This window comes from Thainema salinarum CENA647 (genome assembly GCF_057732415.1).
In genome coordinates this window covers 1-18,248 of sequence record NZ_JBYJZJ010000015.1, presented here as the reverse complement: position 1 = coordinate 18,248, position 18,248 = coordinate 1, and the positions used below count along the sequence as shown (strand labels likewise).

The 18,248-nt window shown below is 51.8% G+C and carries 8 protein-coding genes; 2 read left to right on the top strand and 6 right to left on the bottom strand.

Annotated features, from left to right (window positions below; translation table 11 throughout):
- Window positions 1–741: 741 nt before the first annotated feature.
- Window positions 742–1,119 carry a hypothetical protein gene (locus AC286M_RS02030; protein ID WP_488202793.1) on the bottom strand — a complete coding sequence of 126 codons (378 nt, stop codon included), beginning with the start codon at window positions 1,117–1,119 and terminating at the stop codon, window positions 742–744.
- Between the two features lie 382 nt (window positions 1,120–1,501).
- A protein-coding gene (locus AC286M_RS02025; RefSeq protein WP_488202786.1) for an ISKra4 family transposase occupies window positions 1,502–2,589 on the bottom strand; the annotation gives its coding sequence in 2 pieces (ribosomal slippage) (window positions 1,502–2,418 and window positions 2,418–2,589; 1,089 coding nt in all).
- Between the two features lie 157 nt (window positions 2,590–2,746).
- Here AC286M_RS02025 and AC286M_RS02020 point away from each other — a divergent pair.
- Window positions 2,747–3,070: a hypothetical protein gene (locus AC286M_RS02020; RefSeq protein ID WP_488202792.1), complete on the top strand. Its 324-nt coding sequence runs from the start codon at window positions 2,747–2,749 to the stop codon at window positions 3,068–3,070.
- Window positions 3,071–3,253: 183 nt separating this feature from the next.
- Here AC286M_RS02020 and AC286M_RS02015 read toward each other — a convergent pair whose 3' ends face one another.
- From AC286M_RS02015 to AC286M_RS02000, 4 genes are all read right to left on the bottom strand, one after another.
- A complete protein-coding gene (locus AC286M_RS02015; protein ID WP_488202791.1) occupies window positions 3,254–5,446 on the bottom strand; it encodes a protelomerase family protein in 2,193 nt (730 codons plus the stop codon).
- 256 nt (window positions 5,447–5,702) lie between these two features.
- Window positions 5,703–7,460 (bottom strand): two-component system response regulator, encoded by a 1,758-nt coding sequence (locus AC286M_RS02010; RefSeq protein WP_488202790.1) that lies wholly within the window; start codon window positions 7,458–7,460, stop codon window positions 5,703–5,705.
- 43 nt (window positions 7,461–7,503) lie between these two features.
- On the bottom strand, window positions 7,504–12,399 hold the full coding sequence (locus AC286M_RS02005; protein WP_488202789.1) for a chemotaxis protein CheB: 4,896 nt from the start codon (window positions 12,397–12,399) through the stop codon (window positions 7,504–7,506).
- Between the two features lie 78 nt (window positions 12,400–12,477).
- On the bottom strand, window positions 12,478–17,463 hold the full coding sequence (locus AC286M_RS02000) for a PAS domain S-box protein (RefSeq protein ID WP_488202788.1): 4,986 nt from the start codon (window positions 17,461–17,463) through the stop codon (window positions 12,478–12,480).
- A gap of 170 nt (window positions 17,464–17,633) precedes the next feature.
- On the opposite strand from AC286M_RS02000, the gene AC286M_RS01995 reads away from it, so the two are divergent.
- Window positions 17,634–18,149, top strand: a complete 516-nt coding sequence (locus tag AC286M_RS01995) for an NAD-dependent epimerase/dehydratase family protein (protein WP_488202787.1) — start codon at window positions 17,634–17,636, stop codon at window positions 18,147–18,149.
- Window positions 18,150–18,248: the final 99 nt, after the last annotated feature.

Sequence of the window (18,248 nt, the reverse complement as noted above, 5' to 3'; positions counted from 1 at the left end):
GCGTTTTCGGAGCTTGTCTCATCTAGAAATTCATTCTCAAGGAATTTGCGATCGCGAATAAAGAGCGACAGAATTTCCCTGGTGAAAATAATCTGGATGAATAGAGTTCTAAGAATATCCTGTTCAAGATGCTTGAGTCTGCGACAATGATCCAGATAATGATTCAACGATCATCCGAACATATCGACTCTGATAGATTTCAGGACAAGAAGATGCCCCTGGTAACTATAGGAGAAACCGATTTTGGCCCGATCAATATCACCCATCCAGATCATCTGGATATCGTAATAAGTTGCCGAGCTTTATTATGCTTCTGCAATACTTTAAACCCTCAATTACTCCCTTTTGAGGCCGATTAAAGTGAACTAATTTTCAGCTTCTCTGTAGCGTTAGATTCCCGTTGATTGCTGCCAAACAAATCTCAATCAAGCTGATTTATGGTTAGCTAAAAGGCTTTTTTAGGAACCTAGAGTGATCAGCCTAGAATAGGCCAACCCAATCTCAAAGCCGAAAAAGTTATTTTATCTCTATCTTTATATTATTCGAAAAGAACATAATCGGGGTTGAGCTTAAAGTTTTTTTTACTAATGGCATCTGGATAATTTGTTTTTCTCACATCTTGCACCTTGCAGTTTGAAAACCCGAAGAGGTTGTTTTGCCGCCGCATCGCGGCGGCAAAACAACCTCTTCGGGTTTTGGTGCAAGATGTGAGTTTTTCGCTTTTTGCCGAAACATTGATGCTCAGTCGCCGTTGAAGCCAGCGATCGCGCCGAGGGATTGCAGATTTTCCAGTCGCTTACCGCAGGCCATCGGCACCTGTAGATCCATCATCTGGGCTAACTTGCCGACGGTCGTCACCGTATAGATGGAGGCTTCTTGCAGGGTGAGCAGAATCTCATACAGTTGCCGCTGACCGATGGACAATGCGCCAGCATAGGTGGGATCGATGGATAGATAAGAGCAGTCTTCTAGCGGGCCTTTGGATGAATTGCCGCACAGCACCAGTTTCATTTGAGCGATATCATTTGCGATCGCAGATGATATCGCGCTGTCTTCGTAGGCTGCGTCGTGTTCATAATCAAGATCTAACTGATCGAGATGATTTTCTCGTTTATACATAGTGGTTGATAATGCTTGGCGGATATTGTGTTTTTCCACTCTAACTTAAACAGCTCTCAATTGCATACATGTGTACTATAAAATACTAAACCGCTTCATTACTCAATGGGTTAGAAAAGGATAAGGCTGCGATCGCAACCCTATCTTTTCCCTTCCTTCCCTGAATTTTGCCTGAGAATGCCCTTCAGACTTCTCATCTAACCCTTAAGCCAACCTCAGACCCGACTCAGAGCAGGTTCAGGCTGGCCCCGCACTATAGGAATCAAAGGAAAGTAAACCACATTGATTCCACAAAGGAGCCCCACTCATGAAATCTCTACTCGCCAATCTCTCCATCATTGCGATCTCTGCTGCCGTTGTTGCTCCGGGAGTAGGTCACCTTCTACAGAGAAAAACATCTCTGAGGTGAGAGCCTGCCGTTGAGGTAAGCACAACGATGCGCTAAAACCTGCGGCACCCGCTCAGCGTTCCAGGCAGCGCCAGGGATCTTCGTGCGTTGGTTAATTTGCTTCACCCAGGACTCAACATCCCCCGAGCCAATCGGCCACCCTTCTTCTTGGTAGTAACGATAATTGGGGATGCGGTCACGATGCCGCTCTAGATAGCCACAGAAGCGACGTGCTGCTTCCGACTCGCTCACCTCAAACACATTCATAGCAGCGTCTACTTGTCCCTGCCAAAGAAAGCTGCGAGCGGTTTCGAGTGCTTCTGGAGTGGCTTGGACTTGATGCAAATTTTCCATCAGGTGAAACCAATCGAGGATTTCGTGACGTTGGTGGTCGTTGCCAATCTGGGCATAGATGCCCCAAACCCCATCATGACCATCGCCCAGGCAGTCCACTATCGGGGCTAAGGGGAGGTCATTTGCCCACTCAATCAGGTGTTCGTTGTCTTTGAACCAGGCCATGCCCTGATGCTGCTCACCCAAATTCAAGGCTTTATATTCGCGCCACTCAGCCGCTTCCCCCAGCGGCGTGCGCAAGCGAATCATGCCGCCATCCAGGCTCATTTGCTCAACCGGGACCTCACTCGTGGGCAGCTCGAAGTCATGGCGCGCCTCCAACCGCTGCTGCGTTTTCGCACTCACCCGTCGTCCCGTTTGCACCTCTACTTCAATCGCCGCTTGGGCATAAGAAACAATTGCGCTTTGGCGCAGACAGCACAGCTCTAAATAAGGGCTGACCTGTTGTCGGGGACGGACACCGAGTTGTTTGGCCTGTTCACTACTGAGGGATAACCGGCCCAGAATGCTCTCTAGTTGGCGGGGATATCCTTCGTCGGTGCCGGTAACGGTTTGGCAAAAAACTCCCCAATGACTGGCGTGACGTGTTCTTGCACTTGAGCGCGCACCGTTGATTCGATGGCTCCCAAATTTGCCATCGGCTGGTTTTGCTCACAGGCTTCCTGGTACAGTAGTTCCGCGATGCGTTGACTGCACTGTAAGAGTTCTTGGTGTTCCGCTGGCGTCATTAGAGCACCCTCAAAATATCGCTACAGTCTTACTCTAATTTTTCTCTCAAGAAAGTGACCTGCTCCCGTTGCTCCCGCTGCTGGTGCTGCTGAACTGATCGCTCCTACCAAGCTAACGGATCGCTTTGATGACGAACGGATTGAAACCCTCAACAGTTTGTCTGATCGCTTCGATGAGTCTCGTGATGATGTGTTGAACAAAGGGTTAAATGATCGCTTCAAGCAAGAACGGATTCAAACGTTGAACAGCCTTTCTGATCGCTTTGAGCAAGAACGGATTCAAACGTTGAACAGCCTGTCTGATCGCTTTGATGAGTCTCGTGATGATGTGTTGAATAAAGGGTTGAATGATCGGTTTAAGCAAGAACGCATCCAAACGTTGAACAGCCTGTCTGATCGCTTTGAGCAAGAGCGGATTGAAACACTGAACCAGCTAAACGATCGGTTCGAAGATGCCCGGAATCAGAACCTAGACAGCTAATCTCTGCTCCCGCGCACAGTCTCACTGCCTACTATCCCCCAAGTGGAAACACTTGGGGGGTTTACTCTCAGATCCTTGGAGGGGATGGCTACGGCAAAATTCTTCAAAATTCTTCTACCCCTCATCTTTACTTTGACAGATTACTAGAGAAGGCTTCTGCTTTTAGGCCGTTAGCGGGCTCTGTTAATTGACATAGGTTGCTTCTTGCCAGTTGGGAATACCGAGATAGTCCCGCGCGATCGCTTGTAGTACCTTATCCTTATCGAGTACGCTGCGGTTGTGACGAGAGCCGATCGTGTAGCGCTCGTGAATCTGATCGATTTCCGCTTCCTTATCTTTCATTACTTCCCGAATAGCTGGTAGATAACTGGCTCCTACCAATACGGCCAGACTCCGAACCGAGGGAAAGGAGATACGTAGGCGCTGCTCAGAACGTTCCTGCGCCGTATTCCACTTGATGATGGCATCAATCACATCGGCAATCTTCTCCGTTGAATCGGCGCGATCGCGAATTTTCTCAGGATGAGCATCGTCCTGCTGGGCAGCCTTGTCTGCGACTGATTTTGACTGACTAGCAGCCGATTGCGCTGCTGGGGCTTTCGCGGATGTCGGTGCAGACTCTGGTGTCGTGACCTGGGGCTGCTTGCCTTTTCTCACACCACCCAGTAACTCCTGGATGGCGTTGAGTTGCGATCGCGTTTCCCGTAGATCGCTCTCCAGTTTGGCATTCCGGGCTTCGAGCTGGGCATTCTGATCTTCGAGCTGAGCATTGTGCTCCTTCAGCTCTGCAACCTTATCTGATTCCGTATTTGCTTTCGGTTCCGATTCTATCTGCTGAGCAACCAGACGCCTGTGCTCTTCTTCCAGAGCGTGATATTGCTGCCGGAGTGTTTCAATCTCTGACGTGAACCAGTTAATCGCCTGAGCCACCTCTCCCAGCGTCTTAGCGTCCTGCCGCGCGCCCTGTTCTGTCTGCGCTTCAAACTCTTTGACCAAAGCATGGAAAACATCGGCTGTGCTGCCAGTGATGCCTCGGTGGGCCATCAGGTCAATCATCCGCTCTAGGTCATCGGCATAAACATTGGCACGCTTAGTTGTGGATTTGCGAGTATCGGATTCAGTCATGTGGGGTTCGTCCTGGGGTGAGTGTTTGGTCTGGAGTGCTGCAGTCCTGTCGCGATCGCTGTTTTCGACCGCAGCAGTATCGGCAGTATCGGCATAGCTGCTATCCTCTGCGCCGTCAGTTGCGCTTTCAGTTACGACCTTAGTTGCAGCCTTAGTCGCGCTTTCCGCTGCAACTGAGGTGATTGCCGCTGCCGTCGGTGGCTTGTCGGATTGCTCGGTAGGACTATTCAGAGGATGCCGGAACACCTCAATTACCTCTAGATCCGGCACCTGACCTAATTTGATGCCCAATCGACCGTCGCGGTTGCCGTCACCATTGCCAATGGCATAGTCATCGTAATTTGAGCGGGCCGCATAGGTTGGCAGCTTTTTGCCATCTAGAGTGACCGTGAAATGTCCCTGAATTTCGGCCTTGAACTGATGTTCCGGTACAGACGGTGGACAGTACCAGTGGGCTGCAATGGTGGCGTAAACCGCTCGAAACAGATGCGTATAGAGATTATCTCGGTCGCTGCGAGTCGGCACGAGATCTCGAAAACACTCGTTGCACTTGGCTGCGATCGCGCCACTGTAGAGCTGATTCACCCTCAGCTTCGCTTGTCGAGACGACATTCCCTGGAGTCGGAGCTGATTCACTTTTAGACCCGTTTGCAAACGCTCGATCGCAGCCAGAACCACTCGGGCAGGTGCCAGCGTCGGAATCTCAATCGTGATATCCAGAGTGTCTGGCTTCTTTGCCATTTTGCTGAACATCAGACTCCAGGGCGATTTCAGCGAGAACGTGGAGAGCAGGATTTCACTAATCCGCCGACCGATGAGTACCGCCAATCCGGCTCCGATTTCCGCACACTCTGTACTTGTGATCAACTGGCTGGCTCGCTTGACGATTGACTCTGCCGCCTCACTGGTAATAAATCGAGTCTGACGATCGGCCATTCGTTCCCGCTGTTGGTCATTCAGCATTCGATACTGTGCTGTTGAAAGGCCAACCAAATCGATAGCCGGATGGTCGGGGTCAAACACCTTAATTGCCTGAACCACGTTGGAGCGGTAGTTTTTTTGCTGGGCTGGGGTATTGAGCTTGCGGGATGCGAATTCTTCTTCCAACTCACTCGCCAACGCCTCCGGTGTTATCCGCTCAGCCTGTAGCTGGGCCACATAGTAGCGGATAAACTGCCTCAGCCACTTGGTTGAGCCGCAGCTTTCAGCTGCAGAGAGCCAGTTTTCAGCCAGTGGTTGTGTCGTTGGCATGCTGTCTTTTCTAATTTCCGTTTCTTGATTATATGAAAATCTTTTCTGTGGTCAAGATAGAGATGAATGTGCTTCGTAATCGGCTTCAGCGTAAACACGCCAGTAGTAGTCTGTCAAAGTAAAGATGAGGGGTAGAAGAATTTTGAAAATATTGCGGAGCAATATTTTCAAAATTCTTCTACCCCTCAAAACACACTTGCCAAAGCAGTAGTAGCTTTGGCGATGGCGATGGTTGCGACTGTACCACCTTCATATCCTATTGGCCAAACTTTGCCAGTGCTATTGGACTGTCTAGTTCGGCGGCGGGCAACGGTCGGGAAAATAAATAACCTTGACCATATTCACAGCCCATACATTGAAGCAGTGCTAGCTGCTGCTGGGTTTCGATGCCTTCAGCAATGACGGAGAGTTTGAGCTGGCGGCTGAGGGCAACAATGGTCTCGACTACGGGGTAATCGCTGCCGTTAACCTCCATGGCGGCCACAAAGGAACGGTCAATTTTGAGGGTGTTGATCGGAAACTGATGCAGGTATCCGAGGGAGGAATAGCCGGTGCCGAAGTCGTCAATACTGATTTGGATGCCCCGCGATCGCAGTTCCCGCGTCACAGCGATCGCAGCGGCAGCATTATCCATAATGGCGCTTTCGGTAATTTCGAGTTTGAGGCAGGTGGGATTTACCCCAGTTGCGGCCAACACGCGATCGATATCAGCAACCAGGGTGGGGCAGGTGAACTGGCGCACCGATAGGTTCACGCTGACCGTCAGATGCAGATAACCCTGCTGGTGCCAGCGGTGTAGTTGTTCACAAGCCTGCTGGAGCACCACCATCCCAACAGGAACTACCAGTCCAGTTGCCTCCATACAGGGAATAAACTCTCCAGGTGATACCATGCCCCGCTCCGGATGCCGCCACCGCACGAGAGCTTCAAACCCTTCTATCTGCTGAGTTTGCAGGTCTACGATGGGTTGGTAGAAGGTGGTGAATTCTTGCCGCTCCAGTGCCCGCTGCAGGTCATTTTCGAGGGTAAGGCGGTTGAGAATGGTCTGGTGCATGTCTTGGTCAAAATTCTGAATGATGCCTTTGCCCCGCTTCTTGGCGTGGTAGGTGGCTGTGCCAGCCGATTGCAGCAGTGCCTCTGCTCCCTGCTGGCTGCTGCCCAGGGTAATGCCCATACAGGCAGAGGCGTAAATTTCCAGTTCGCCTACAACAAAGGGCGGCTCGAACCCCTGCTTTAAGCTCTCCACCAGGGGGTTAACATCCCCAAAAGCGTCAACGCCAGGGCGCAGCAGGCAAAATTCATCTTCTCCGACACGGGCAAGCAGGTCTCCCGGTTGCAGGTATTGCTGTAACCGCTCTGCGATCGCAACCAGAAACTGGTTGCCAACCTGGTAGCCAAGCGAGTTATTGACCAGTTGAAAATCGTCACAGTCGAGGTGGATCAGGACCAAAGAAGTTTCGCCAGCCTCTAGTTTCTCGGTCAGGATTTCGAGCAGGCCATTGCGGCTGGGCAAGCCCGTCAGAGTGTCGCACACAACCAGACAGCGGAGTTCTGCGGTGCGCTGCTCGACGGTCGCTTCTAGATGGGCATTGAAGGTTTCAAGCTGCCGCTGCTGCTGCCGAATTCGCAGCATGGACTGAACGCGGGCGGCCAGTTCAATGCCGTTGAGCGGCTTACTGATAAAATCATCAGCTCCGACAGCTAAGCACCTGGCCATGTCTTGTTTTTGGGTCAGCGCAGTGACCACGATAATGGGTACTGTCTGCCACTCCGGCATGGCTTTAATGCGCTGGCAGACCTCCATGCCGTCCATGCCCGGCATCATCACGTCGAGCAAAATCAGGTCGGGGCTACAAGTTGGGAGCTGCTCCAGAGCCATTTGGCCGCTGCTAGCGTAATGAATTTGATAGGGTCTGCCGCTGTTCCAACTACCTTCACGGGCAATCAGGATGGTCTCGACCACTTCGAGATTTGTAGGATCATCGTCAATGACCAGGATGGAGATAGTCTTCATAAGACAGCAGTAATAGCGAATATTAGCAGTATCCTAAAAGTCTTCAAATTGTAGAATCTGAATCGTCAAATGATGAGACCAATAATTCCTGAACCCTAGCCGCCAGTATCTTTAGCTTAACGGGCTTGCTCATGTACTCATTCGCCCCGGCCATTAAACAGCGTTCTCGATCTCCTGGCATCGCTAGTGCAGTGAGCGCAATAATGGGTATATTCTTAAGGTTTCGATTACGATCCTGGCGAATTTGCTGAATTGCCTCCAGACCATCCATGCCGGGCATTTGTATGTCCATCAAAATCAGATCTGGTTTTTCGGCGCGAGTTATGGCTACAGCGTCTGCACCATTACGGGCAACGATGAGCCGATAGCCTTTAGCTGCCAAGTAGCTTGTGGTGGTTTCGATGTTGGTTTCGTTATCTTCGGCCAGTAAGACCAAGGCAGATCTGCTATCCGCAGAGGATGATGGCCGCGGCAGTGATGAGACGGCATCAGGCTCCTGGTTGTACTCAAGGTCAGTTTGGGGTTGAGCTACTACAAGCGGCTGAGCCGGTAGCATCACGGTAAAGCAGCTCCCGACACCGACAGTACTGGTACAGCGAATGTCGCCCCCGTGGAGTTCGACCAGTTGTTTGACCAGAGCCAGTCCTAACCCGGTGCCGTCGTACTGGCGGCTGAGGTCGCTTTCAACTTGGGTAAAGGGCTGGAACAGGGTGGGAATGTCTGCTGCCGCAATGCCAATGCCAGTATCGGTAACACTGAGGTGAATCCATTCGCCTGCAGTTTGGGCGGCCAGTGTGACCTGCCCCCCTTCAGGAGTAAATTTCACGGCATTATCAAGCAGATTGACCAATACCTGACGCAGACGGCGGGCATCACCCCACAGGTCGGGGATATCGGTAGCGAGATCGAGATGGAGGACAATCTGTTTTTTCTGGGCCTGCTGGGTCACCAAATCTAGGCTGCGGTGGCACAAGTCGGATACAGACACAACGATCCAGTTGGGCTCAAGTTGCCCTGCTTCCACCTTCGCCAGATCGAGAATGTCGTTGATCAGGTTCAGCAGATGGGTGCCGCTTTGTTCAATGGTGATCAGGGCATTGACTTGACGATCGGTGACATTCCCTAGAATACCCTCCTGCAGCGTTTCGGTCATGCCCAGAATGGCATTGAGAGGAGTACGCAGCTCATGGCTCATTGCGGCAAGAAAGCTGCTCTTGGCTTGGTTGGCGGCCTGGGCCTGCTCGTTGGCATAGGCTAGGGCTAGGGCATTTTGCTTTTCTTCGGTGACTTCGTAGGCGACTCCGGCAATACCAGAGAGGTTGCCCTCCATATCGGTGAGGGGTTCCAGCTTGAGGTTGAAATAGCGATCGCACTCTTCTTGCTGGAGTCGAAACTGCATCGTCTGCCGGGTTTGGCTGGTCAGCACCTGCTGCTTCACGTCTATCAATCGTTGCAGATCAGTATCAGGAAAGATCGCTCGATCCGTTTTGTGGAGAAAGTCGGCTTCGGTGAAGCCAGTAATGGGGTTGTACACCCACTGGTAAACCAAATCCAGATCCTGGGTAAACACCATCAGTTTGGATTGGTCGAGAGTGAGGCGAAACAGCGACTCGTTTTTAGTCAGGGCACTTTGGGCAATTTTGCGATCGGTAATGTCTATGAGAGAGCCAATACAGATCATTTCTTCTGTAGACAAATCGTCTGTAGATAAAGGAGCGAAGCTCATTTTGAGGCGAGCCTCGAACCAGCGGTAAACACCGTCTGCACAGAGTAGACGATATTCATGTTGATAAAGAGTCTGTTGATCCCACGCCTGCAGCCCCGCCAGCACCCGGTTCAGATCAGCAGGGTGGAGGTGATTCAGCCAAAAATCAGGGTTCTGGATAAAGTCATCGGGCGTATAACCCAGAACATCTTGAACGTTGTCGCTGATGGATAAGCAGCGGTAGTTGTCGGCGGGGGCACAGGTGAAAATGATGGCTGGGGATGAGCCCAAAAGGTAATCGAGACGGGCTTCGTTTTCCACGATAATCTGCTGGGCCTGCTTCAGGGTGGTTACCTCTGTAACCACAACGCCCACCCCTTCAGGTACCGGATAGTAGCTGGCAACCCAGTGGCGAATAGTGTTGGGAGCAGCGGGGGTAGTGCCCGTAATTTCGATGTTCATAAGGGGCTCGCCGGTTTCAAAGACCTGCTGATAAATGGGGAGCAGCGTATCGACCAGATCCGGCAGAATTTCGGGAATGGGACGACCCAGGTGTTGATCTACCGATAGACCGTTGATTTCCGCTAGGGTTGGATTGATGCGGGCAAAGCATAGACTGTGGTCAACAATTCCCAGCCCAACGGGAGTCATGGCATAGGTAGTTTCCAGCAGCTCCAGAGTCTCTGAAAGCTGGCGCTCCGTTTCTTTTAGCTCATCAATGTTGATGAAGGTCATGACCAGGCCATCCATTCTGCCCCGCTGTTGACGATAGGGATTGACCCGCATCAGCAGGTTTTCACCGGTCGTTGTGAGGCGGACTTCCTGTTCCAGCGGACGTTCGGTGTCGAGCACCTGCTGTAGGGGGTCTAGCAGGTTAACGCCCTCCAGGTTGTGAGTCAAGTGCACCAGGGGACGCTCAATGTCGCTATCCACCAGATTGACGGCGGCGGCAGCGGCTTCGGTAAATTTGCGAATGCCCAGCTCCATGTCGAGAAAAATGACGCCGATGTCGGTGCTCTGGAGCAGGTTGTTGAAGTCAGCAGTAAGTTCGGTTAGCTCAGCGATTTTGGCCTGATACTCGGCATTGACCGTATAGAGTTCTTCAGTTTGGGCCTGAAATTCTTCGTTGGTGCTCTGTAGCTCTTCGTTGGAGGCCAGCAGTTCTTCATTGGTGGCCTGCAGCTCTTCGTTAATGGTTTCCAGCTCTTCAATGGTGGCCTGCAAACTTTCGCGGCTCTGCTGCAGCTCATGTTCCAGCTCGACAATACGCAGATTGGTGTCTTCAGTGAGCTGGAATGGTTCACTGGCAGCCGGAGCCGGAGAGGGTGAGTTTGGATAGCTATCTTCGAGCACTAGGGTGGCAAACCCATTGGCGTTGGGGCTGCTTTCGGTATAGGTGGCGATAATCTGTAGGGTGCGATCGCTCGCGATTGTTCGTGTGGGAATGCCCAAGTAGGTTACGGGTTCCCCGTCGCGGCGGGTGCGGCTGAGGGCCGTGCTGACCGGAATCCGAAGATCGGCAGGGAGCATGGCGGTAATTTGCTGGGTCACTTCCCCTTGGGGAACCTGCAGCAGTCGGGCCGCATCCACCACCACATGCAGCAGGTTTTGCTGATCATCAAGCAGCACACAGGTAGCCTGGCGACTGGCATAAACATTCACTAGAGCCTGCTGAATTAGTGGGTTCAGTGGTGACGTTGGCTTTTCTTCAGAGCGGGTTGTACGGGCGGGAGTGACTGTAATTGGGGTAAACCGTCCGGCACCGGACAGGTCTAAGAACGGTAGCCTGATATTGCGCCGCTTCTGGAAGATCTTCCACTTTTCGTTGATGGGTACGAATTCTTCCTGCAGTTCTCCCAGATTTTCGCATTCCCCTAAAAACAGAATTCCCTTTGCGGCCAGGGAAAAATGGAGCGTCTGCAGTACCTGCTGTTGACTGTCGGGCCGCATGTAGATCAGCATGTTGCGGCAGCTAATCAGATGCATTTGCGTAAAGCCGGGATTGTTGGTCAGATTGTGGGGCGCAAAAATCAAGGCTTCCCGAATGCGGCGCTTCACGTGAAACTGCCCATTGCGCCAGGTAAAGTACTTGCGTAATAGAAGTTCGGGCACATCGTTGGCAATGCCTTCCGGGTAGGCTCCCTGGGCGGCCTGCTGCAGGGCATCCGCATCCACATCGGTGGCAAAAATTTTGATCGGTAAGCGACGCCCTATTTGTTCCATCAGGTGGTCGATCAGAATCGCCAGGGAGTAAGCCTCTTCGCCAGTGGCGCAGGCGGCTACCCAGGCCCGAAAGGTACTGTTCTTGGCTGTGCTCAGAGTGGTCAGTAGGTTGGGCAAAATGTTGTATTCCAGATCCTGCCAGGCTTCGCGATCGCGAAAAAAGCGGGTCACGCTGATCAGATAATCCTGCTTGAGCTGCTGCCGCTCCTCAACGGAGTCGCGCAGATAGTCAAGGTATTCTTCGATGGTGTTGCAGCCCGCCAGGGAACAGCGCAAGTAGGTGCGACGGCTGAGGGTGGACGCTTTGTAGTAGGAAAAATCCAGATGTTCCGATTCTTCTAGCAGGTCTAGAATTTGCTGCAGGGTCGGAGGCTCGATCATAGGAGTTGTACGGTTGCCCGCCAAAGAATAACCCTGCCTTTCCTGTTGGGTAAATTCGTAGACCAAACGAGCCAACTCATCAGGCGGAAAGGCTCGGGCAACGACACCTGTGTCGAGGGCATTATGGGGCATGTCTGGAATCTCAGCGGTAGCGGGGTCTTGCACTAAAGGTAGCCCTCCTGCCGTTCGAATGGCCTGTAGTCCCTGACTGCCGTCATCCCCTCCCCCTGACAGCACAATGCCAACGGCCCGCTTGCCACAGTCGCTCGCCAGGGATGCAAAAAACAGGTCAATGGGCAGATTGATCTGCGATCGCGGTCTTGGCGGTTGATCCATCAGGTATAGCCGTCCGGACTGAATCACCAAATTTTGTCCCGGCGGTATCAGGTACACCTGGTTAGGCTGTAGCGTCATTCCGCCGATCACCCGCTGAACCGTCATATTAGTGTGGGGTTGCAGCAGCTCTTGCATTAGGCTCTCAAAGTCGGGCGATAGATGCTGCACGACCACAAAGGCAGCCCCACTGTCGCTGGGCATCGCGGCAAAAAACTGCTCTAGTGCTTTGAGGCCGCCAGCCGAGGCTCCTAAGCCAACGACAATCATTTGAGAGTTTTGAACGTTTTGGGCCATATATCAACTGAAAAGAACAAGAAAGCGAGAAATGTCAGGCGCGAGGACAGAATCTAAGATTGAGTTTAAGGTTATCGCCTATGCCATCGCTGGTTTTGTCAGTAAAGTTTGAATGACATGATGAAGCTGTTTCAGTCGAATTGGCTTGCTGATGTACTCATTGGCTCCGGCAGACAAACAGCGATCGCAATCGTCGGGCATGGCCAAAGCCGTCAGCGCCACGATGGGAACAGTGGCCAGGTTGGGATTTTGGCGAATTTGGCGGATCGCCTCCAGACCATCAAGCTGGGGCATCTGAATATCCATCACAATTAAATTGGGATCAGCAGAATTGGCCAGTTGCACAGCTTCATGACCGTTCCTAGCGACGATCAGCTGATATCCCTTGGCGCTTAAGTAGGCAGTCGTCGTATTGATATTAGCTTCGTTATCTTCGGCCAGTAAGATCAGGTAATCAGACGCAGAATCTACCGACGGATCAGCCGCTCCAGAATGAGCTATTTCTCTGTGTGAGAATGGCTCTGAAGCTGTCATCGTCACGGGCAGCCACAACGTAAAGCAGCTGCCAACTCCCACTTCACTGCTTAGTTCAACCTCGCCGCCGTGTAGTTCAGTAATGCGCTTCACCAAAGCGAGTCCTAATCCAGTGCCCTCGTGCTGCCGATTCAGGGCACTATCGACCTGCATAAAGGGTTGAAACAGCTTTTTAGCATGTTCGGGACTGATGCCAATGCCTGTATCCGCAACGGCAATTGAAAGGATACCTGTCGTTGCTGACGGTGCTGCCTGGGGATGAAGCAGCCGTCGTTCAATGGATGCGCCCTCCGAATTGAGCGGCCTGTAGGAGGTTGTGATGGTGATACATCCTGTCTCAGGCGTGAATTTCACAGCGTTGGTTAACAGATTGATCAGTACCTGGCGCAGGCGACGTTCATCTCCATACAGATCCGGCAAGCCGTTAGGCATTTGCGTTTCCAGCCGGAGTCGTTTTTTGTTGGCCTGCTGCTTAACAAAGGACAGGCTCGACTGACAGAGATAATTCACATTGACCGAGGTGTAATCCAGTTCAAACTGGCCCGCTTCGATTTTGGCCACGTCTAGAATGTCGTTGATCAAGGATAGTAAGTGGGTGCCGCTGCGCTCAATGGTTTTGAGTGGCTTCTGTTGCCGATCGCTAATCGGGCCAAATACTTCATCTTGCAGCCCCTCAGCCATCCCCAAAATAGCATTGAGGGGGGTGCGCAGTTCATGGCTCATATTGGCTAAAAACTCATCCTTGAGACGAGTCGCGCGCATTAGCTCTTGGTTGGCAATTTCCAGTCTTTGGTTGCTTTCGATCAGATCTTGTTGGATCTGTTGTCGTTCGCTTAATTCTTGCTGCAGCTGGGTAAACAATCCAGCTTGCTGAATTGCGATCGCAAGTTTGTTAGCAATTTGCTGAAGCAGTTCCGCTTCCGACTCCTGCCACATTCGCTGTTCACGGCAGGCATGAGCGACAATAATGCCCCACAGCTGATTGTGGTGATGGGAAGCCACCCAACGATGGTTTTCTTGACCATGAGCCTCTTGCAAAATGGGGGCCACTATCTTGGACTGAATGTGACCTGCTTGGGAATAGTCCACTAGGCAGTCTGTCCAGACATCGTTCATCACGTCGGGTACAATCCGAGGCTGTCCCTGCCAGTAGGTCTCTAGAATGTCTGGTGACCACACCTCATCGTCCCACTGTTGACCTTTGAGGCTGGCAAACTCTGGGGCAACAGCTTCTTCCACAATGCGGCTGTGACCGTCGGGGAAGAGGCGGAAAATAATCACCCGGTCGCACCGCAACAGATCTTTTACCTGCTGAGTTACCGTAGCTAAAATGTGATCGATGTCGAGCGACGCACGAATGGTTTCGGTCAGGATGGCGAACGTCCGTTGTTGCTGGAGCTGTTGAATAATCTGGGCTTCAACCTGCTGCCGCACCTGTAGCTCTACCTGAAGACGGCGATACAGGTTGGCCTGATTAATCGCGATCTCTAGCTGATGGGCAATCTGTTGGGTTAATTCAATGTCTGAAGTTCGCCATGTGTATGGGCCGCTGCACTGATGGACACAGAGCAGTCCCCAGAGCAGCCGATCTCCTCTGATGAGCGGCACAACCAAGTTAGCCCGCACCTGAAACTGACGCAGAATATCACTGTGGCAAGGTGAGAGATCTCTCGACTCAATATCGGCAGTGGCATAGTAGCGACCCTGGACATAGAGAGAAGCAAAGTTTTCGCCAAAGCAGTGGTCATGCACTGGGATAGACACGATCGAAGGGTAATCAGCCACCATCGACTCGGCGATAAACTCGCCATCCGTGAAGCTTGTTTCGGAATAAAACTTAAAAATGGCAACCCGATCGACCTGAAGGGTTTGACGCACTTCATTACAGGCTGTGTTAAAAACGGTCGTTAACTCCAAGGATTGCCGAATCCGATCCGTCACTTGCCGCAGCAACGCTTCTTGCTGAAATTGCCGCTGTAACATGCTTTCAGCTTTGAGTCGCTGGCGAATATCAACAACAGTGGTACGACTGCCTATCCGATTGCCGTGAGCATCTGTTTGCAACTGTTCACTAAACAGGACTTCGATGTGACCCCCATCGCTGCCTAGCAGTGTGACCTGATACTGCATGGTTTTAGTTTGTCGTGACTGGTTGAGCATGGCCCAACGTTCGGCAAACACAGCGCGGCTCGCTTGGGTTAAGAACTGAGTGATGGGCTGACCTACCACTGCTTCGCGCGGATAGCCCAGCCATACCAGTTCGGTATTGTTGATGCGGGTAATTCGTCCACTAGTATCTAAGGAATGGTAGCCGCAGGGCGCATTGTTGTATAGATCTTCAACCTCATTTGCATAGGCTTCTAGGGCCAAGGCTTGTCGTTTGCGATCGCTAATATCTTTCGCTGTCCCCAAAACGCCAATAATGTTGCCCTCGGCATCGCAGAACGGGACTTTGTTAATCTCTAACCAAAGCTCAACCCCCGTGGTCGTGATCAGGTGCTGAGCAATGTTGAGACAGGCTTCTCCCGTAGCAATGATCTGGCGGTCTTCGGCTTGAATGATCTCTACCACATCTGGTGGCCAAATCAGCTCAGCATCGGTTCGGTTCACCAGGTCAGTAGCCGTGACCCCAAATATGGGCTCAATTTTGGAGTTTGCCCCTTGATAAACTCCGTTCCGATCTTTCCAAAAGATGGCAATGGGCACCGTCTCTAGAACGGTTTGCAGCAAAGCTTGGGAAGCCTGCAACGCTCGTTCAGCGGCTTTGCGATCGCTAATATCTTCGCAGACACAGATAACCAACTCATCCTCGGTCAGCGTCAGCGATAGCCATTGGTCAAAGGTGCTGCCATCCTGCCGGGTTCCGAGGACATCTCCGCTCCAGGCACCATCACGCGCCAGTATCGGCATGATCTCCTGTTCAAAGCGAGCCAGTTCTGCCGGCCCATAAAGCACTGTCCAGGGCTGCCCAATCAGTTCTTCGGCCTGGGTATAGCCAAACAGTTCTAGATGGGCCCGGTTCAAATATAGGAACGCATTATTTTGCGTAATGGCGATGCCATCAACGGCAGCTTCAATCGCCGCTAATTGTCGTGTGAGCCGAGACTCAATTTCTTTCAGATCGGTGATATCGGTAGACATCCCACAGAGCGCATAAGCCTCACCCTGGTCATCTCGTAGTAAAAACTTATTGGATAAAAATACTCGTTCCTCACCATTAACCCACACGATTTCCTCGAACTGCTGCACCCCTCCTTGGGCCAGCAGTAACCGATCATTTGCCCGAAAGGCATCGGCAATATCGGGCGGGAAAACCTCATAAATTGTCTTGCCAAGAATCTCTGCTGGCGTATAGCCAAATAAATTCAGAAACGTTTGATTGACAAAAATGTAGTGCCCGTCCAAATTTTCGACATAAATCTTGGCAGGAGAGTGGTTGAGAACAGACTGTAGCTCAGCTTGGCTTTGCCGGAGTTTTGCGGTGCGCTCTGCAACTTTCTGCTCCAGGGTGCGATTTAAATCTTGTAGACTGAGTTCGGCCTGCTTGCGATCGTGGATATCGGTAGACAGGCCGAACCATTGCCCGTCCTGTTCCGGCTGAACACAAACGGCTTGCACCAGATGCCAGCGATAAACACCATCGGCCCGACGCAATCGATACTCCGTTTCGTAGGCCATCCCGCTTTGTACGGACTGCATCCAGCGGGTATGAACCCGCTCCGCATCATCTGGGTGAATCACCCTTTGCCAATCCAAATTGAGCAACTGTTCGGCTGGCAGGCCAATGTATCGACACATTTGCGGACTGGCATAGGTATTCTGTCCGTCAGCATCGGCATTCCAGATCAGGTAAGGCGAAAGTTCAATGAGTTGACGATAACGTTCTTCACCCTGACGGAGCGCTTGCTCAGCTCGGATTCGGTCGGTGATATCCTGAGCCATCACCAATTCAGCCCGTCGCCCTTCAAACTCTAGGGCATAGGACACAATCTCCACTTGAATGATCTGACCATCCTTCAGACGATGCTGCCAGGTGCCAGCCAAGTCCAGCCCTGAGTCAACCTGAGCCACATTTGCCAACAGTCGGGGCATGTCTTCTGGAGGGCGAATGTCGGCGATGGTCATCGCCAAAAATTCCCCTCTGGAATAGCCATATTTGACCACCGCTGCATCATTGACCGCTAGAAACCGTAGCGTTTCCAGGTCATACACCCACATGGGCTGGGGATTGCAGTCAAACAGGTGCCGATAGGTGACCTCTTGCGCCTCCAAGGTCTGTCGAAACGGGCGATTTTCCTGGGCAACGGGCTGGAGATCTTGCCCGACAAGTGGTTCAGTTGGTTGGCGCTGCAGTTGATTGGTTTGGCCTTCGAGCTGGGCAATCTGTTGCTGCTGTTGCTCAAGCTGCCCTTGCAGCCGGGCCTGAGTCTGGTGAGCGGCATTGCGCTCAGTAGCGAGCTGTTGAGACAGTTGCTGTATCTGTGCTTGGGCCGCTTCTAGTTGCTGTTGTATGCTTTGTTCTTGGGTCATCTGAATCGTCTTCCTCCCCAATCCTATACTCTGCAGCAGTAAGTTCTGTAGAGAGCTTGAACAGCAACCCTCTGCCCTAACCTAAGTCTTCCCATCGTTCCGAAGCGGCTTTTTCTAGAAAAATTAAATTTCTTGACTGGAAACCCCCAGCAATCTAAAAGGAGACTATCTTGAAAGTTCTTGCGATTGGCGCAACTGGTTTTGTTGGTTCACATGTGACTCGTTACCTGATGATGCAGGGGCATCAAGTTGCTGTTTTTCATCGGGGTCGTATCCGTGCCGAGGAACTCGATTCCGTTGTGCATATCTATGGCGATCGCACTGAGTTATCCAATTTTGAGGCTGAATTTAAGCAATTTGCGCCCGATGTTGTTCTAGACGTTATTCCTTTTACCCAACAGCAGGCGCAAAACTTGCTTCAGGTGTTTGGTGGGTATGTCCAGCGCATTGTTGCCGTTTTACGGGAACGAATCCAGCAGCTCACAGCGCTGGTGGGCTGGAGCGGCGAGACGGTTATCCTGCCCAAAGATCAGTTGCCATCCCAGTTGCAGATGAATTTGCAGTGGCAGTATCACCTGGCAATCGATACAGACCGTTTTCGACAAGAATTAGGATACAGCGAACCAGTTGCTTATAAGGCAGCATTGCAACGCGCGATCGCATGGGAGCAAGACAATCGGGCTTAATCCCTGAGCTTGGATGGAACGAGGCATTTTCTTTTCTTATCTTGTCTTAATTTTATAGCGGTTCTAGATAAGAACGAGAGAGGAGAGTGCCTCAGGGAG

What these genes read in the sequence shown, in the direction of transcription:
- AC286M_RS02015 (WP_488202791.1), bottom strand. Translation starts at nt 5,446, where the DNA reads ATGCCAACGACACAACCACTGGCTGAAAACTGGCTCTCTGCAGCTGAA.
- AC286M_RS02000 (WP_488202788.1), bottom strand. Translation starts at nt 17,463, where the DNA reads ATGACCCAAGAACAAAGCATACAACAGCAACTAGAAGCGGCCCAAGCA.
- AC286M_RS02030 (WP_488202793.1), bottom strand. Translation starts at nt 1,119, where the DNA reads ATGTATAAACGAGAAAATCATCTCGATCAGTTAGATCTTGATTATGAA.
- AC286M_RS02005 (WP_488202789.1), bottom strand. Translation starts at nt 12,399, where the DNA reads ATGGCCCAAAACGTTCAAAACTCTCAAATGATTGTCGTTGGCTTAGGA.
- AC286M_RS02010 (WP_488202790.1), bottom strand. Translation starts at nt 7,460, where the DNA reads ATGAAGACTATCTCCATCCTGGTCATTGACGATGATCCTACAAATCTC.